Origin of the sequence: Nitrobacter hamburgensis X14 (assembly GCF_000013885.1) — a bacterium.
GTDB lineage: Bacteria > Pseudomonadota > Alphaproteobacteria > Rhizobiales > Xanthobacteraceae > Nitrobacter > Nitrobacter hamburgensis.
Window position 1 is genome coordinate 2,111,686 of record NC_007964.1, and the last position, 14,245, is coordinate 2,125,930.

Annotated in this window: 16 protein-coding genes; 4 read left to right on the top strand and 12 right to left on the bottom strand. The window is 56.2% G+C overall.

Features of this window, described 5'->3' with window-relative positions; translation table 11 throughout:
- Nucleotides 1-160 precede the first annotated feature (160 nt).
- A complete protein-coding gene (locus NHAM_RS24795) occupies nucleotides 161-838 on the top strand; it encodes a CBS domain-containing protein (RefSeq protein WP_198137015.1) in 678 nt (225 codons plus the stop codon).
- A gap of 139 nt (nucleotides 839-977) precedes the next feature.
- Here NHAM_RS24795 and NHAM_RS09695 read toward each other — a convergent pair whose 3' ends face one another.
- Genes NHAM_RS09695 through NHAM_RS09705 form a run of 3 tightly spaced genes read right to left on the bottom strand, consistent with a single transcriptional unit; the run spans nucleotide 978 to nucleotide 5,022 of the window.
- The gene (locus NHAM_RS09695; protein ID WP_011510386.1) at nucleotides 978-2,576 is read right to left on the bottom strand and encodes an MBL fold metallo-hydrolase; all 1,599 of its coding nucleotides are present in this window, start codon (nucleotides 2,574-2,576) and stop codon (nucleotides 978-980) included.
- Complete coding sequence (locus tag NHAM_RS09700) at nucleotides 2,573-3,493, bottom strand: ribose-phosphate pyrophosphokinase (RefSeq protein WP_011510387.1); 921 nt, start codon at nucleotides 3,491-3,493, stop codon at nucleotides 2,573-2,575. The genes NHAM_RS09695 and NHAM_RS09700 overlap by 4 nt, the downstream gene beginning before the upstream one ends.
- On the bottom strand, nucleotides 3,490-5,022 hold the full coding sequence (locus NHAM_RS09705) for a thymidine phosphorylase family protein (protein WP_041357912.1): 1,533 nt from the start codon (nucleotides 5,020-5,022) through the stop codon (nucleotides 3,490-3,492). Before NHAM_RS09705 ends, NHAM_RS09700 begins: the two co-directional genes overlap by 4 nt.
- Nucleotides 5,023-5,265: 243 nt before the next feature.
- Here NHAM_RS09705 and NHAM_RS09710 point away from each other — a divergent pair, with 243 nt between their 5' ends.
- Nucleotides 5,266-6,507, top strand: a complete 1,242-nt coding sequence (locus NHAM_RS09710; protein WP_011510389.1) for an MgtC/SapB family protein — start codon at nucleotides 5,266-5,268, stop codon at nucleotides 6,505-6,507.
- A 572-nt stretch (nucleotides 6,508-7,079) separates the two neighbouring features.
- On the opposite strand, the gene NHAM_RS09715 is transcribed toward NHAM_RS09710, so the two are convergent.
- The 7 genes from NHAM_RS09715 to fixL form a co-directional block, all read right to left on the bottom strand.
- Nucleotides 7,080-7,775: a CBS domain-containing protein gene (locus tag NHAM_RS09715; protein ID WP_011510390.1), complete on the bottom strand. Its 696-nt coding sequence runs from the start codon at nucleotides 7,773-7,775 to the stop codon at nucleotides 7,080-7,082.
- Between the two features lie 93 nt (nucleotides 7,776-7,868).
- On the bottom strand, nucleotides 7,869-8,081 hold the full coding sequence (locus NHAM_RS26595) for a hypothetical protein (RefSeq protein ID WP_157043579.1): 213 nt from the start codon (nucleotides 8,079-8,081) through the stop codon (nucleotides 7,869-7,871).
- Between the two features lie 9 nt (nucleotides 8,082-8,090).
- Complete coding sequence (locus tag NHAM_RS09720; protein ID WP_011510391.1) at nucleotides 8,091-8,648, bottom strand: nitroreductase; 558 nt, start codon at nucleotides 8,646-8,648, stop codon at nucleotides 8,091-8,093.
- A 29-nt stretch (nucleotides 8,649-8,677) separates the two neighbouring features.
- On the bottom strand, nucleotides 8,678-8,971 hold the full coding sequence (locus tag NHAM_RS26600) for a hypothetical protein (protein ID WP_198137016.1): 294 nt from the start codon (nucleotides 8,969-8,971) through the stop codon (nucleotides 8,678-8,680).
- 179 nt (nucleotides 8,972-9,150) lie between these two features.
- Nucleotides 9,151-9,546, bottom strand: a complete 396-nt coding sequence (locus NHAM_RS09725) for a response regulator transcription factor (protein ID WP_011510393.1) — start codon at nucleotides 9,544-9,546, stop codon at nucleotides 9,151-9,153.
- 69 nt (nucleotides 9,547-9,615) lie between these two features.
- On the bottom strand, nucleotides 9,616-10,233 hold the full coding sequence (fixJ, locus tag NHAM_RS09730; RefSeq protein WP_011510394.1) for a response regulator FixJ: 618 nt from the start codon (nucleotides 10,231-10,233) through the stop codon (nucleotides 9,616-9,618).
- Nucleotides 10,223-11,758 (bottom strand): sensor protein FixL, encoded by a 1,536-nt coding sequence (gene fixL / locus NHAM_RS09735; protein ID WP_081434977.1) that lies wholly within the window; start codon nucleotides 11,756-11,758, stop codon nucleotides 10,223-10,225. Before fixL ends, fixJ begins: the two co-directional genes overlap by 11 nt.
- A gap of 250 nt (nucleotides 11,759-12,008) precedes the next feature.
- Between fixL and NHAM_RS27520 the strand changes: the two genes are divergently transcribed.
- Entirely contained in the window at nucleotides 12,009-12,158 is a 150-nt protein-coding gene (locus tag NHAM_RS27520; RefSeq protein WP_198137017.1) for a hypothetical protein, read from the top strand.
- Nucleotides 12,159-12,211: 53 nt separating this feature from the next.
- Here the strand turns inward: NHAM_RS27520 and NHAM_RS09740 are convergent, their stop codons facing one another.
- Nucleotides 12,212-12,859, bottom strand: coding sequence for a BON domain-containing protein (locus NHAM_RS09740; RefSeq protein WP_011510397.1), 648 nt, complete (start codon nucleotides 12,857-12,859; stop codon nucleotides 12,212-12,214).
- Between the two features lie 177 nt (nucleotides 12,860-13,036).
- Complete coding sequence (locus tag NHAM_RS09745; protein ID WP_011510398.1) at nucleotides 13,037-13,381, bottom strand: DUF302 domain-containing protein; 345 nt, start codon at nucleotides 13,379-13,381, stop codon at nucleotides 13,037-13,039.
- Between the two features lie 105 nt (nucleotides 13,382-13,486).
- On the opposite strand from NHAM_RS09745, the gene NHAM_RS09750 reads away from it, so the two are divergent.
- Complete coding sequence (locus tag NHAM_RS09750) at nucleotides 13,487-14,206, top strand: hypothetical protein (RefSeq protein ID WP_245270040.1); 720 nt, start codon at nucleotides 13,487-13,489, stop codon at nucleotides 14,204-14,206.
- Nucleotides 14,207-14,245 lie beyond the last annotated feature (39 nt).

Sequence of the window (14,245 nt, forward strand, 5' to 3'; positions counted from 1 at the left end):
TTAGGCACCTAAAGCAGAAGCCTTCTATCCAACGTTGAGCTATCGCAAACTTCGCGGGTTCTAACGCCCGCTGTTCTTCATCCATGCGCGTTGATGTGGATCAAGACCTCAGCGCCGTCGTGCCGGATAAGTGACGAAAACAATGATAGTTGGGCTGCCCATGAAGGCTTCCGAAGTGATGCGATCGCCGGCGGTGAGTGTCGCGCCGGATTGTCGCGTGATTGATGCGGTTCGGCTTCTGATGGAAACCAATCGGAGAGGGTTACCGGTTGTCGACAGTTCCGGCATTCTCGTCCGGATCGTGTCGGAAGGTGACTTTCTGCGTCGCGTTGAACTTGGAACAGTGCCAACAGATCGGCCATGGTTCGACGCATTTTTTGGAGCAGGAGAAAGCGCCACGGCCTTTGCGCGTGCGTATGGCCGCAGCGTCGATGAGATTATGACGCAAGACCCGGTATGCGTGGCACCGGATGCGGATTTAACCGAAGCGATTGCCTTGATGGAGAGCCGTCACGTTGCGCAGATTCCAGTCGTCTTTGAAGGTGCTGTCCTTGGAATGATCTCGAAGACCGAACTCCTTGCAGCGGTGGAACGCAAGTTCGATCAGAGCGACCACGCCGGGCAGGATGTTCGCGACAACATCCTCGCTGCGATTCGGAAAGAAAGCTGGGCGGCAGGAGCTATCGTTGACGTCGTTGTGACGAGCGGGGAAATCCAGATGTGGGGTGTGATTGTCGACCATAATCAACGCAAGGCCCTGAAGGCGCTCATTGAGAATGTTGCCGGGGTCGAGCGGATCGCGGATCATCTAAAACTTAGAGATGAGTTGCCGCTTTGAGTAGGAAACCGGACCAGATCTTGCTCGTTTCCGAATTGCACGCTCCTACTGGTTCGCTGTTGCTGGATTCTGGATCGGGACCATCCTGGCGTAATTCGAGCGATTCACCTCTCAGGTATGATTGTTAAATAATCGTCGCTCAGTGTTCGGGGTCCAGTGCTCGTCTCAATCTTCTGATGACGACGTTTCGTGCACGATCGTCTGCGGCCGCTGCAACCCTCTCGTTGATGTCGAGTATGAGTTTGGACATATCGTTGTGCCAATCGAGTGCGACAACAGCCTCGGGTGTTAGCCGACGGCGGTTCGCCGCGTTGAGGTTCGTCGGCACATTTGTCGATAAATCATAAATGTCATCGAGAAGAGGAAGAAAAATTTTTGCGGATGGTACAATCCGATCTGCAATCTGTTCTGACAGTCCTGTAATGGCCGGCTCTTCACCATGGACCAGGAATATACCCCTCCGGATGGGGCGGCGCGCTGCGATCCATCGGGCCAGTTCGGATCCGTCCGCATGTCCTGAATAATCGTCGATCCGACGAATCCGCGCCGACACCTTGATCTCCTCACCCTGGATGCGGACGGCTTTGGCTCCCTCCTCGAGGAATCGCCCCAGCGTGCCGCAGGCCTGGAAGCCGACCAGAAGCACCGTGGCTCTACTATTCCAGAGCCAATGCTTGAGATGGTGGCGGATACGGCCGGCGTCACACATCCCGCTCGCTGCTATAATGATGTGAAAGCCGGAGAGCTTTGCGATCGACTTGCTTTCTTCCACCGTCTCGGTGAACCTGAGATGAGGTGAATTGAGCAAGCGAACCACATCAATGCTCGGATCAAGGCTTGCAGCATGCTTTCGGAAGACTTCTGTTGCGCGAATCGCGAGAGGAGAATCGAGGAAGATCGGTGAGGTAGGTATTTCGCCGCGTTCCATTAGATCAACCAAGTCGATGATGAGCTCCTGCGTGCGTTCGACGGCGAAAGCGGGGATCAGCAAGGCGCCTTTTGCTGCGGCGGCTTCGCGGACCTCGGCGGTCAGGCATCGCTGGCGACTTTGTCGTGTCGTTTCCGGGCGAATACGATCGCCATAGGTCGATTCCGAAATGACATAGTCGAATCCCGCTGGGGCCACAGGATTGGGTTGCAGCAACTTCATATCGGGGCCGACGTCGCCGGACGCGAGCAGTCGCAGCGGGTGAGAAGATGTACTTTCTTCAGCAAACTCCAGTTCGATCGAGGCAGATCCGAGAAGATGGCCGGCATTCCAATAACGAGCGCGTACGGCTGGTATGACATCGGTCCATGCCTCGTACTCAACGGCCTGGAACGCCTGCAGTGACGCAATGGTGTCGGCCTGCGTGTAGATCGGACTGACCTCGGATTTCCCGCGTTTTACGTTACGCTGGTTCAGAGCGAAGACTTCGGACTCCTGAATGTTTCCGGAATCCGGCAACATATACGAACAAAGATCGATCGTTCCGCGCGTCGCCAGTATCCGGCCGCGAAAACCTTCACGCACCAGTTTGGGCAGCAGTCCACTGTGATCGATGTGGGCGTGAGTCAGAAGGACAACATCGATATCAGCCGGGCGAAATGGAAAGGCGGTATAGTTCAGCTCCTTGAGCGTCTTCTGTCCCTGAAAAAGCCCGCAGTCGACCAAAAAGCTGCCGGTCGGAGTCTTGAAGTGATAACAAGAACCCGTAACTGTGCGTGCCGCACCGCAGAATTGAATGGTGACGCTCATGAAATGACCTCGAGCGGGGTGGTATCGCCGAACTCGCAGTGGAGGGCCGAAGCGAAGAGATCATCGAGATCAAACGTGTTGGTGGCGTGCGGCACGCTGTGGGTGGATCGGATGGAATGAATACCGGCTTTCGTGAATGCAACCATCAGTTCCGGTGGGAACAGTGCATGCGTGACGACGGCATCTATGGCCGTTGCGCCGGCGGCCGAAAGAGCCTTCGCGCAGGCGATCAGGGTGCCGCCTGATGATACGATATCGTCGATTATCAGGGCAGGGCGGCCGGCAAACATTGAGGGGTTGGCGAATCTGAGCTCGACAGACTGGTCGCTGTAACGAACCTTTTGCGCAACTGTGTAAGTCAAGCCTAGACATTCTGCGAGGCGGCTCACCCATTGCCGGGCTTCGAAATCAGGGCCGATCACGACCGTCGCCGGGTGGATATTTTCCGATCGAAGCGCGCTCATGATCGCGGGTATCGCCGAAAGATTATCGGCCTCGATGCCTGGAAAGGCAGCTCGGATATCAGAGGTCCGATGCAGGTGGGCGTCCACCGTGATGACACGATCGACGGTGTCCACGATCAGCTTGCCGATCACTCTTTGGCTGATAGCCTCACCTGCGTGGAAAGCGGAGTCCTGACGCATGTAACAAAAATATGGAGCCAACAGCACGAGGCGTTTTGAACCTTGGCGGCGTAGCGACTCAGCGGCAAACAAGAGAGCGATCAGTTTGTCGTTGGGCCGGTGGAGCGAGGCGTAGACAATCACCGTCGATGTCGCTGGACCAGCCGTTACGCGCATCTCGCCGTCGGGAAAATGATGCAGGGTAATTTCATGAGCAGAAACGCCAAGCTGCAATGCAAGGCGCTTTGCATCGGACGCGGAGGTTGGGAGATACTGGATGGCAATATCGCTCACGGCGTCGCTTCCAGGTTGGATTCCTCGCTGTCGATCGTGTAGGCCGTTGTGCCGGCGGCGGCAAGATCGCGCCCCGACCGCTCGAACGCATGGATGCGGTAAAGCGGCTCTCCTTGCTGGACACGGTCGCCAATTTTCTTGAATAGTCTGATGCCGGCGCCTTTATCGATGGGCGCTCCCGCGATTCGTGCAAGCCGGTTCAACTGCAGGCAGTTGATGCCTGAAACGAAGCCATCGCGTGAGGCTGTGACATCGAACGTCAAATTCCCCAAATCTGTGCAACAGGTCGGAGGCCCTTGCGCGTCGATGATCTTTTGCATTTGTTTGAGCGCGGCGCCACTATCGAGCAGTTCGCGGGCGCGTGCATAACCGCTGCCGCCACGCAGCTTGGGGTCATATTCGAGTAAGTGTGCGGCAAGCCGCAAAGATTTTTCGCGCAGGTCTGCTGGTGCTTCCGGATCATTGGCTAGAACCGCCATAACATCCTGCGCCTCAAGAACGGGACCAATGCCATTGCCGATCGGCTGGCGACCATCGGTAACGACAACCTCGACGGATATTCCATAATGATCGCCGACGAATTCGAACAGTTTGCGGAGCCTCATCGCTTCCATCTCGTTGACGAGCTTGGCGGTCGGACCGACAGGCAAGTCAATCAGGAGATGGGTTGAGCCGGCGGCGAGCTTTTTTGACAGAATAGAAGCTACCATTTGCTCGCGAGTATCGAGGCCAAGTGGCCGCTCAACAGAAATCAGGATGTCGTCCGCCGGGGACAGATTGACATGTCCGCCCCACACCAGACAGCCGCGGCATGCAGCTACGATGTCTTTCATTTCTTCAACGCCGACATCGACACGCGCCAGCATTTCCATCGTATCTGCCGTACCGGCGGGGGACGTAATAGCTCGGGACGACGTCTTTGGAATCGTGAGGCCGTGAGCTGCCACGATCGGCACCACAATCATGGATGTGCGATTTCCGGGAATGCCACCGATGCAATGTTTGTCGACAATAATCGGATTTCTCCATTTGAGTTGCGTACCGGCCCGGGCCATCGAATCGACCAAAGCAATCAGTTCGCCATTTGTCATGAAGCTGGCAGAACTGATCAGGAATGCAGCTATCTCCATGTCGGAGTACCGATAATGGGTGAGATCGTCGATAATTGCGCTGATGTCGACTGCGCTGAAGGTTTGCCCCATGATTTTGGCGCGCACCGCATCGAGGCTGGCCGGAGATGCTGCCGGCGCTATTGTTACCGCGCTGCCCACGGGCTCTGCGAAGCGCCGGAATGCCGGCTCGGAAAGTCCTAGGTCGTCAGGGCCCACCAACGAGTCGTCGTCGGTAATAATGAGCGTGGCCAACATGATCTTGGCATTCCGACGGAGCTCCACGCGACTGAAGCCCCGAAATATTTCCGGTCGTAGGGCTGCAGAGTGCCGCGATATGACGACGACATTTTCGCGGCCGGTATCGAGATTGACACGACGGATCTTCGGCTGAAGCCGAGGAAGATCGGTACCATTCATGTTTAGGACCTGCGGACTGACATAATGGATCAGCCTTAACGTGCATCCCGGAACTCTCATTGATTTAAATCATGCTCGTCGCCTGCAGTGTCGATATCAAAAGTCATGGGGTGTTGAGATTGAGTTGGGTGCTGACATCGTCCGGAGGCCGATGATGCCATACGATAGGAAGGACCGGAGGCCGACGGAGTCGAAGCCGTCGAGCCGTTGCCGGGGTGATGTCCTGGGAGGAAGTTGACCGGCATGGATAGTGAAGATCTGAGTCGCCTTACGGTGTCCCTGGCCATTGGGCTCCTTGTCGGCCTGGAGCGCGGCTGGCAAACGCGTGATGCGGAGGACAATCGGCGAGCCGCGGGCTTTCGTACTTTCGCGCTTTCCGGACTATTGGGTGGCGTCACCGGTCTCATCGCGCTTCAAACGACCGCTTCGGTCATTGGGTGGGTCTTTCTCGGATATATCGCAGCATTCACGGCCTTTCATTGGCTGGAAGCCAGGAACGAAGGCCATGCCAGTGTAACGTCAGTTGTTGCGGGAATGCTCACGTTCCTGCTCGGGACGATGGCTGTCGTCGGAGATCTTCAACTTGCCATTGCCTGCGCCGTCGGCATGACGGTTCTTCTGGCGTTGCGTGAGCCGTTGCATCGGTGGATTGACTCGCTGAGCTGGCAGGAAATTCGTGCCGTGCTGACTTTGCTCGCGATGTCGTTCCTGCTGTTGCCGCTGCTGCCGAATCGACCGACCGATCCGTGGAAAACGATCAATCCTTATCAGGTATGGCTTCTCGCGATCATGATCGGGGCAATTTCATTCGCCGGTTACGTGGCGGTGAAAGCATTCGGAAATCGACTTGGGGTCTTCATGGCGGCCGTCGCGGGAGGGCTGGCTTCCTCCACAGCCACCACGCTCGCTTTGGCGAGGCTGGCTCGCGAGCATCCGTCATCATCAGGATTGTTGAGTGCAGGTATTCTGGTCGCGGGTGTCGTCATGATGCTGCGTGCGGGAGCCATTGCAGTCGCGCTCAACGGTGCGTTGCTGACATCGCTTTTACCCACACTCTTGACCGCCGCTGCGGTGCTCAGCATCGGAGCCGCCATCTTGTGGTTCAGAAACGTCCAGCAGGAGACGCCTGAACTTCAGATCAGCAATCCTCTTGCCCTCGGAACTGCAATCAAGCTGGCTGCATTACTTGCAGCCGTGATGCTGGCCGCAGAACTGGTGCGTCGAACGTTCGGTGGCGTCGGCGTCCTGGCTGTGGCGGCGCTTTCCGGAATCGCGGACGTCGACGCCGTGACGATCTCAATCGCTCGCATGGCCGGAGACGATGTAGATTTGAATACAGCGGCCCGTGCCATCATGATTGCGATTGCAATCAACACCGTCTCCAAGGCCATTATGGCCGGTTGGGTGGGAAGCAAGAGAGTCGGGCTTCTGGTCGGGGGAATTAGCGCTGTTGCGCTTGCCGGAGGTCTCGTCGTGGCTGCCTAGTCTGACGTGGTCGGCTATGTTGGTCGACATCATCGTTTGGATCTGGATTGAAATCCGACCGGTGGACGGCGGCCTTTAGGTATTCGTGCTGAGCGGATGGCGGCTGCGTTAGCATGCGCCATCTCCTTGGGTCGGGACGACGGTTTGTCAGATGCGTCACAGGTATTGCGACTTAGGGGCCGCGTCCTAAGTAGGTTACCGGACGTGAGGCAGGCAGCGAGGGCGTCCGAGGAGCCGGGGCGCTTGGTTCCTGTGAAGGGGTTCTAATGGCTCGGATGTCAACGAGAGATGGCCTCGCGCGCACGCTCGCGACCGAGACTGCATTTACCAATGCGGTGCGAACCGCCCTTGCAGGATCGACAATGCCGGCCTCGACCTGGTCGACATATTCCTTGCGTGCGGCATCGAAGCCAAAATTGCCCTGGCCCTCGTCATCCGCGAACAGATCCCGGACAGGCGGCGGGCGCCGGGGTGGAACTTCTGATCGTACATTAATCCCTGACGGCAGAGCATTTCGCCTCCCTTATGCTCCGCAGGCGTCGCCAGCGATCAGGCGGCAGCCTGAGGCACGCTCACCCGGGTGTCCAGACAAAAGTTGAGCTGTCCGCGAGGTGATCGTTGACCGCCGTGACGCCCGGAATGGCTTCAGCTGCGACGCGGATCGCTCCCCGTTGATCGGCGGATACTGCATAACCCCAGAGGTCGACAACTCCGTTGGTTACCGTCACGCCCAGATTGTGAGTGTGCGCCCACGACTTCTTTTTCAGTTCGTCGAGCAGCTTCTGTCGAATAGTCGAATCTGGAAGGGTCATTTCTAGCTTGGGCCGCGCGCTGGCGACCGCCTGGATTAGGTTGGCCCGGCTGACGATACCAACAAGGTCGCCGTCATTGTTAACGATCGGAACACGTTTGATCTGTCGCTCCTCGAACAACATGGCGATTTCATGCAATAGCGTTTCCGGGGTCGCCGTTACGACATCGGTGGTCATGACATCTTCAATCCTCGTCGCATGCGATTTGACATAATCGGCCGCCATCGTCGCATCGCCAGCGAGGAAATGTACCCACCACGAATAGGGGCGTTCAGTCCCGGCTTCCGCGCGGTGCATTAAATCGCTCTCAGTCACGATGCCGATAACCTTGCCGACATTGTCGACGACGGGAACGGCACTGATGCGCTTCTCAAGCAAGATCTTTGCGACATCCCGAACCGTCGCAATTTTCCCAACGGTAATTACGGGGGAAACCATCACATCGCGCGCTTGCATGATCAGAACTCCTTGTTGGTTTCGCAACTTCAATCTTGGGTAGTGTCGTTTGATTCAGGATTGATCTCCATCACGCCGGTAGAGCTGCTGCGTTCAGTCCAGGGTGATGATCACGAGGATCTGCCGAAAACTTTCCCATCCGGCCGCGATCGACAACGCGCCAACTATCAGGAGCGTGCCGAATGAAACGGTGGCGACTTTACGTCGGCGTTGCCATTTGGAGTTCGCCCTGTCCTTGGCCGGTTGTGGTGATGGTGTCCGACGAGCTTTGGTGACATGCAGAGGGCCGGGCGAAGATGTTGTCATGCGGTGTTCCTACGAGATCCAATTAATCCTTGGAGCTTTCCTCGAAACCGCGGAAGGAACTGACTTCGGATGCCCGACGATAATTGGGGCAACCGGGATACCGGTGTCAGCTAACTTCAGGGCTGATTTGCCGTCGGGGGTTCCGAGCCGACCTAGCGCAAACCCTATCCAACAAGTGCCAAGCCCTGCCGCGTGCGCTGCGAGCTTCAGGTTCTCTGCTGCGAGCGAACAGTCCTCGACCGCCCAAGGACCTGCGGCTGCGGAGATTACGACCAGCACGGGAGCGCCGTAGAAGATGTCGAACTTCGGATCGTTCAGGATGTCCAGGAAATGGTGCGGAGCCAGCGCCGCTGGAGAAGTTCTGAGCATGTAGGCTTTCGCTTCGTTCGAAACGCGCGCCAGGAGGCTGCTGTCTCTAACGATCGTAAGCAGCCATGGCTGCCGATTGACCGCGCTGGGAGCCTGGATCGCTGCGTCGACGAGAAGGTGCAATACCGCTTCTTCTACGGGCTTCGTTGTGAATTCGCGGACGGCTCGCCGGCCGTCGATTGCTTCTCTGATGTCCATTCTCGCTTCCCATCGAGCCGTAGCTATATTTATATTTGAGCCCGAGTTGCCGGGCCCCCTTGATGTTGATCAAACACTCGCGCGGTGATGCGAATATTTTTAGTCGGATGGAAGAGATTTGCGGCCGGAGCGATGGCTACGGGTGGTGTCGGCAAGGCGAAACTGTTTGGCGGCTCGTTGTTCTCGGCAACCATTTCGACAAAAATCTGTGGAGTGTTCGGATACAATGCCGGTTCGCTGGCTACGATCTGATCCCGCACGTCTTCGGGAATGCGGTTCCAGACCCGTCCCAGCTTTGGCCTGCAATCCTCGAGCGCATCCACGCCCCCCGGGCTACGTCGCCGGCGAGCTGGCGCAATGGCTTCAGGATTCGCGCCGTGCTGACTTGCTTGCGATGTCGTTCCTGTTGTTGCCGGTACTGCCGAATCGCGGTCGATCCGTGGAGGACCATCAATCCTCATCAGATATGACTTTTGCCATTATAACCATTATGAGATGGGTTCTAATCGCTTGGATATCGGCGAGAGATGGCCTCCCGAACGCGTGTCACAAGGCTCTCCTCCAAATGAGGCTTGAATAAAACAGAATCTATGCCGGCGGCCGCGGCCTTCTCCCCCATATGCCGGTTGGGATAGCCGGTGATGAGAACAATCGGCGCCGCGACATTTCGTTGACGGAGGCGAGCCGCCACATCCAGCCCATCCATATGGGGCAATTTGTAATCGATCACCAGGCAATCGACATCGTCCGGGTCAATGGAAGTCAACAGCGTCACGGCGGCGCCGAAGGTGCGAACCTTGAACCCATGGGTTTCGAGCAGGAATCGCAATGACTGAAGCACAGCATGATCGTCATCGAGAACCCAGATTTTGTGTTTTTCGATTGTGAACTCTGGCATCTGATGTCGCAAATCCCGATAGCTAATCGTGAACGATACGACTGTGGGAATGCGGTGACTTGATTTAGCTCAATCGTTCAAAATGCCTGCGCGTAGCGCAAGCCGGATCAGCTCGGACAGGTTATGTGCCTGCATTTTGGTCATGACATTTGCCCGGTAAACCTCAATCGTCCTGGGGCTGATGTTGTGTTCGCGGGCGATCAGCTTATTGGACAGCCCTGCGACGAGGCCGTCCATGACCTGACGCTCGCGCTGACTGAGACTCGCGATCCTCGATGCGATCTCCGCCGAGATGGCGTCACTCTTCGCATGACCGGGACTCTGTTGGAGTGCGGTCTCGATCATCCCGATCAGTCGTTCATCTTCAAATGGCTTTTCAATGAAATCGAGCGCACCCAACTTTATCGCTTCAACTGCGAGGGGAATATCCCCGTGTCCGGTCATGATGATGACGGGCAGGGGCGAAGCATTGGCTTTGAGGCGTCGAAGCAGATCCATTCCGTCGATGCCAGGCATGCGAACGTCGGATATGAGGCAGCCAAAACGAAGACCGGCATGAGCATTGAGGAAATCGGCGGCAGCGTCGAACAGCATGACTTTGAAGCCTGCCGAGCCAAGGAGGAAATCAAGCGAGTCCCGCATCGCAGGATCGTCGTCGATGACATAGACATTTCCCTTATGCGACATCAGGCAAATCCTCGGTCGGTGCTATAGGCAAGGTCAGTCGGAAGGTGGCGCCGCCGGAATCGTTCGGTTCGGCCCACATTCGGCCGCCGTGGGCTTCTATGATAGATCGGCTGATAGAGAGCCCCACGCCCATACCGGTTTCCTTGGTCGTGAAGAAAGTCTCGAACAGGTTTGCGGTAGTGGCTTCACTGAAGCCATGGCCAGTATCCGATATGGACAGTTCGACCGTATCGTCTGAAGCTTTCGTGCTGGAGGCGGCGATTTCCCGTTTTGGTGATTCCACCATCGCCTCCAGGGCGTTCCGAAAGAGATTGATCAAGACTTGCTGAATCTGCACGCGGTCGACGAGGACGCGATCGCATTCCGCATCCAGATCAAGCCGTAGCATGACATTTTGTTCACGGGCGCCCGCGAGGCCGAGAGCAACGGCCTCTTCTATCAGCTTCGCCAGGCTTTCGACGCGCTTCTCGGACTCCCGCCGGGAGACAAAATCGCGCAACCGTCGAATGATCTGGCCGGCGCGGATGGCTTGATCCGCGGCGCGATCCAACGCCGTTTCGATCTTCGCGATGTTAGGGTCGGTGCTCGCCGCCAGAAGACGGCGCGAGCCCTTCATGTAGTTGCTGATCGCGGTGAGCGGCTGGTTCAATTCGTGCGCGAGCGCAGAGGCCATTTCACCCATCGCGCTCAAGCGAGATATGTGAACCAGTTCAGAGTGCAGTTCCTGAAGTTTGGCCTGGGTTCGCTGATGCTCTGTAAGATCACGAACAAATCCGGTAAAATGCCGCTTTCCACCGGAGTGCATCTCACCGACGGACAGATGCATTGGGAACGTGGCCCCATCTCGGCGCTTCCCGGTGACAATCCGTCCGATGCCGATGATGTGCCGTTCGCCAGTGGATTGATAGCGGGCCAAATAGCCGTCGTGTCGGCTGCTATCCGGTTCAGGCATCAAAATGCTGACATTCTGGCCAATGGCTTCATGTTCTGAATAGCCGAATAGACGTTCGGCTGCAGTGCTGAAGTGCTGTATGATGCCGTGATCGTCAATAACAATCATCGCATCGGGAATCGTGTCGAGAATCGAACGCAGGTGATCTTCGCGCGCAAGCAGGGCTTCTTCGATTAACTTCTGATCGTCGATATCGAGCACCACGCCACTCAGGCGCCGCGGCACTCCGTCGTCGTTGATGACGAGACCGCCTCGTGCCCGAACCCATCGACTCCCTGCCGGTGTCCCACGGATGCGGTACTGAATATCAAACCTGCATCCGGTCTTGATAGAGCGTTGGATAGCCGATTCGGTGCGCGCGCGATCTTCCGGCAGGAGCAGGGAGAGGAAAAGATCGTAACTGACCGGGGCATTTTCCGGGACGCCAAAAAGCCTGTGTGTTGGGCTGGACCAGAACAGCTTCCGGGTCGAGAGATCAAGATCCCAGATGCCAACACCGGATTTGTCAATTCCGCGTTGCAACTCGTCGTCACGGAACAAGCTATTTAAGGATGGCAGATCGTCACTCGTCACGGTTCACTTCCGGCACGGCATGGAAAGCTTCATTGAAAAATCGACTGTCCGTCGCGTAATGAGCCCCTCGTATTCCCAGCTAATGAGGCTATCACGGGGCCGTGACCGCGACTTATGGTAGAGCCGCGTAGGCTTGAAGATATGGCTTTATCCGGCTAAAATATATCACAAAATACTATGCAGCCGGCCCCGGCGGGCGCTTTGTCTCTCCCTACAAAGCCCTGTGCTTCCGAGCGAAGGGGATTTCTCGATGCAACGCTATGTTCACGAGGAAAACATTCTTCTCTACCGAAAGCTGCTTGCGGACACGATGGATGAACAAAAGCGCAAGATCATTTTAAAATTGCTGGCGGAGGAGGAGGCAAAGGAGCTGCCGACCCCCTGTCCAGAGAAGAAATGAGCCGTGTTTTGATCAGCCTGCAGCACCGTCAAAAGATGCTGCAGGCCGAACGATCAGCGGATCGTGAGGTGGTCTTCGACAAAAGCTACGCCGGGCGCAGACCAAGCGGCGTTCTCGGCGGCACGTCGTTCATCCCAATTGTCGACCTTGCCGTCTAGAATGACCTTGTTGCCATTCTCGACCGTAACGCGGATTGCATTGGCTTCGATTTCTGCGTGGCGTTTGAGCGCTAACTCGATCTTGGTTTTGACGTTCGATGCCTCAGCGCGGGGCTTGATGGTGATCGTGTTCGTTACACCGCGCACCCCGGATAGTTTGCGAACATCGTCTTCCGCCGCTGTTTTCTGATAGTACGAATTGACGTGGCCGCTTATAGTGACCCAGCCGTCTTGAACGAGCACCTCGACAGTGTCGGGAACAATGACATCCCATGTCAGGATATCTATCGCGCGTTTGGCGATCTGGTCATCCGCCGTCTTGGCCTGAAACGAGTAGCGGACCTCGATATTCTCCGCGATCGCGTGCACACCCTTGACGCGCCGGGCGGCTGCGATGGCCGCGACCTTTTGGGCATAGCTGGTAACATGGCCGGTCAGGCTGACGACGTTGCTATCGACGGCGACGCCAATATGCTCGCCATCAAAAGCTGGATCAAAATCAAATTCATCGATGATGTCTTGACGAAGTTGGGAGTCAGTCATGGTCGTTCTCCATCGAATTTATGAACAAATAATCTCGCTTGTCCACGGTGCGGCGTATTGATCGGAATCAAAAAGGCCGCAATGAATCGCCATTGGACATCGACAATCAGCCAGATCAGTACGGATCGATCTGGGCCGTTCGCGACGTCTCAGTGTCGCCGCTCGTAATCGAAGAAACTAGCCTTTGAGGCTTTCGATCACGTTCTGCAGCAAGGTCCGGACGCGTTCCGCCGACTGCTTAAGTTGCGGATTATCGATTGCCTGCATGGAAGCGACGGGATCGATGGCCGCAACTTCAGTGCGACCTTGAGCAATTTCGTTAACAACGACGTTGCATGGCAACATGGTGCCGATCTTGCCCTCAAGTTGTAGCGCCTCATAAGCCAGCTTGGGATTGCACGCCCCAAGGATGCGGTAGTTGCGAAATTCGACGCCGAGCTTTTCCTTGAGCGTTTTTTTGACATCGATCTCAGTAATGATGCCGAAGCCTTCGCCTCTAAGAGCGCCGATCGTTTTCCGCATGGCCTCATCGAACCCGAGTGGCAAGGTTTTACTGAAGCAGACTGCATTACGGGTTCCTTCGGAATGGTGAAATGACAATGCTCTAGTCAGCATGAAGACATTTCGTTGGCGCTCCTTGCGGCAGATCAAATGCAGGGTAACAACTATGGTCATGACGCGGCCTACGCCAAGTGCTCTTCAGCAGATTCGAACGAGGACGAGAGTAGGAACTTCGACACTGTTCGATATGGTGTTGCCATGACATCAGAAAATCGGGAAAGTTATACTGAGGTGCGCGTCGACAAGATTGCGCAGCTCTTTCACACACTCGATCCCTTTCCATTTCGAGAAAAGGATCTCGACCAGGACGTCGAAAATTATATCGTGAGCTGGGCTCGGGAGTTACCCGGCAACGAGCCGATCAGAATTATTATTTATCTCTCGGATACCGAATTCAAAACGAGCGTGTTCAAAGACATCGGCGAGGCATTCAGCCGCTATTTCACTGGCCGTGCAGTCGTTATTCAGCATGAATTGAATGAACTCTTTCGCATTGGACGCAGATCGCTTGGGATTGGGATCGCGATTCTTATATTATGCCTTGCTTCCGCGCATTTCGCCGACGGATACCTAACTGGCGCACAGTTAAAAAATGTAGCTAGAGAAAGTTTCCTGATCCTGGGATGGGTCGCAAACTGGCGCCCATTGGAAATCTTTCTTTATGATTGGTGGCCGATTGCGCAGCGGCGTGCTTTGTATCGGCGCCTAGCGGCAGCACCGGTCGAGTTGCGACCATATTCATTGACATCGATGCAAGAGCCGATTCCATCCAGCTCGCCCTCTTGAATGCGTGGAAGCTTGGCCCGGACGCGGTCGTGAGCCAAT

Bases quoted from the DNA above. Each gene is read 5' to 3' on its own strand.
- NHAM_RS26595 (WP_157043579.1), bottom strand. From the start codon at position 8,081: ATGACAACATCTTCGCCCGGCCCTCTGCATGTCACCAAAGCTCGTCGG.
- NHAM_RS09710 (WP_011510389.1), top strand. From the start codon at position 5,266: ATGGATAGTGAAGATCTGAGTCGCCTTACGGTGTCCCTGGCCATTGGG.
- NHAM_RS09725 (WP_011510393.1), bottom strand. From the start codon at position 9,546: ATGCCAGAGTTCACAATCGAAAAACACAAAATCTGGGTTCTCGATGAC.
- NHAM_RS24795 (WP_198137015.1), top strand. From the start codon at position 161: ATGAAGGCTTCCGAAGTGATGCGATCGCCGGCGGTGAGTGTCGCGCCG.
- fixJ (WP_011510394.1), bottom strand. From the start codon at position 10,233: ATGTCGCATAAGGGAAATGTCTATGTCATCGACGACGATCCTGCGATG.
- NHAM_RS09745 (WP_011510398.1), bottom strand. From the start codon at position 13,381: ATGCGGAAAACGATCGGCGCTCTTAGAGGCGAAGGCTTCGGCATCATT.
- NHAM_RS09715 (WP_011510390.1), bottom strand. From the start codon at position 7,775: ATGCAAGCGCGCGATGTGATGGTTTCCCCCGTAATTACCGTTGGGAAA.
- NHAM_RS09740 (WP_011510397.1), bottom strand. From the start codon at position 12,859: ATGACTGACTCCCAACTTCGTCAAGACATCATCGATGAATTTGATTTT.
- NHAM_RS09705 (WP_041357912.1), bottom strand. From the start codon at position 5,022: ATGAATGGTACCGATCTTCCTCGGCTTCAGCCGAAGATCCGTCGTGTC.
- NHAM_RS09695 (WP_011510386.1), bottom strand. From the start codon at position 2,576: ATGAGCGTCACCATTCAATTCTGCGGTGCGGCACGCACAGTTACGGGT.
- NHAM_RS27520 (WP_198137017.1), top strand. From the start codon at position 12,009: ATGCAACGCTATGTTCACGAGGAAAACATTCTTCTCTACCGAAAGCTG.
- NHAM_RS09720 (WP_011510391.1), bottom strand. From the start codon at position 8,648: ATGGACATCAGAGAAGCAATCGACGGCCGGCGAGCCGTCCGCGAATTC.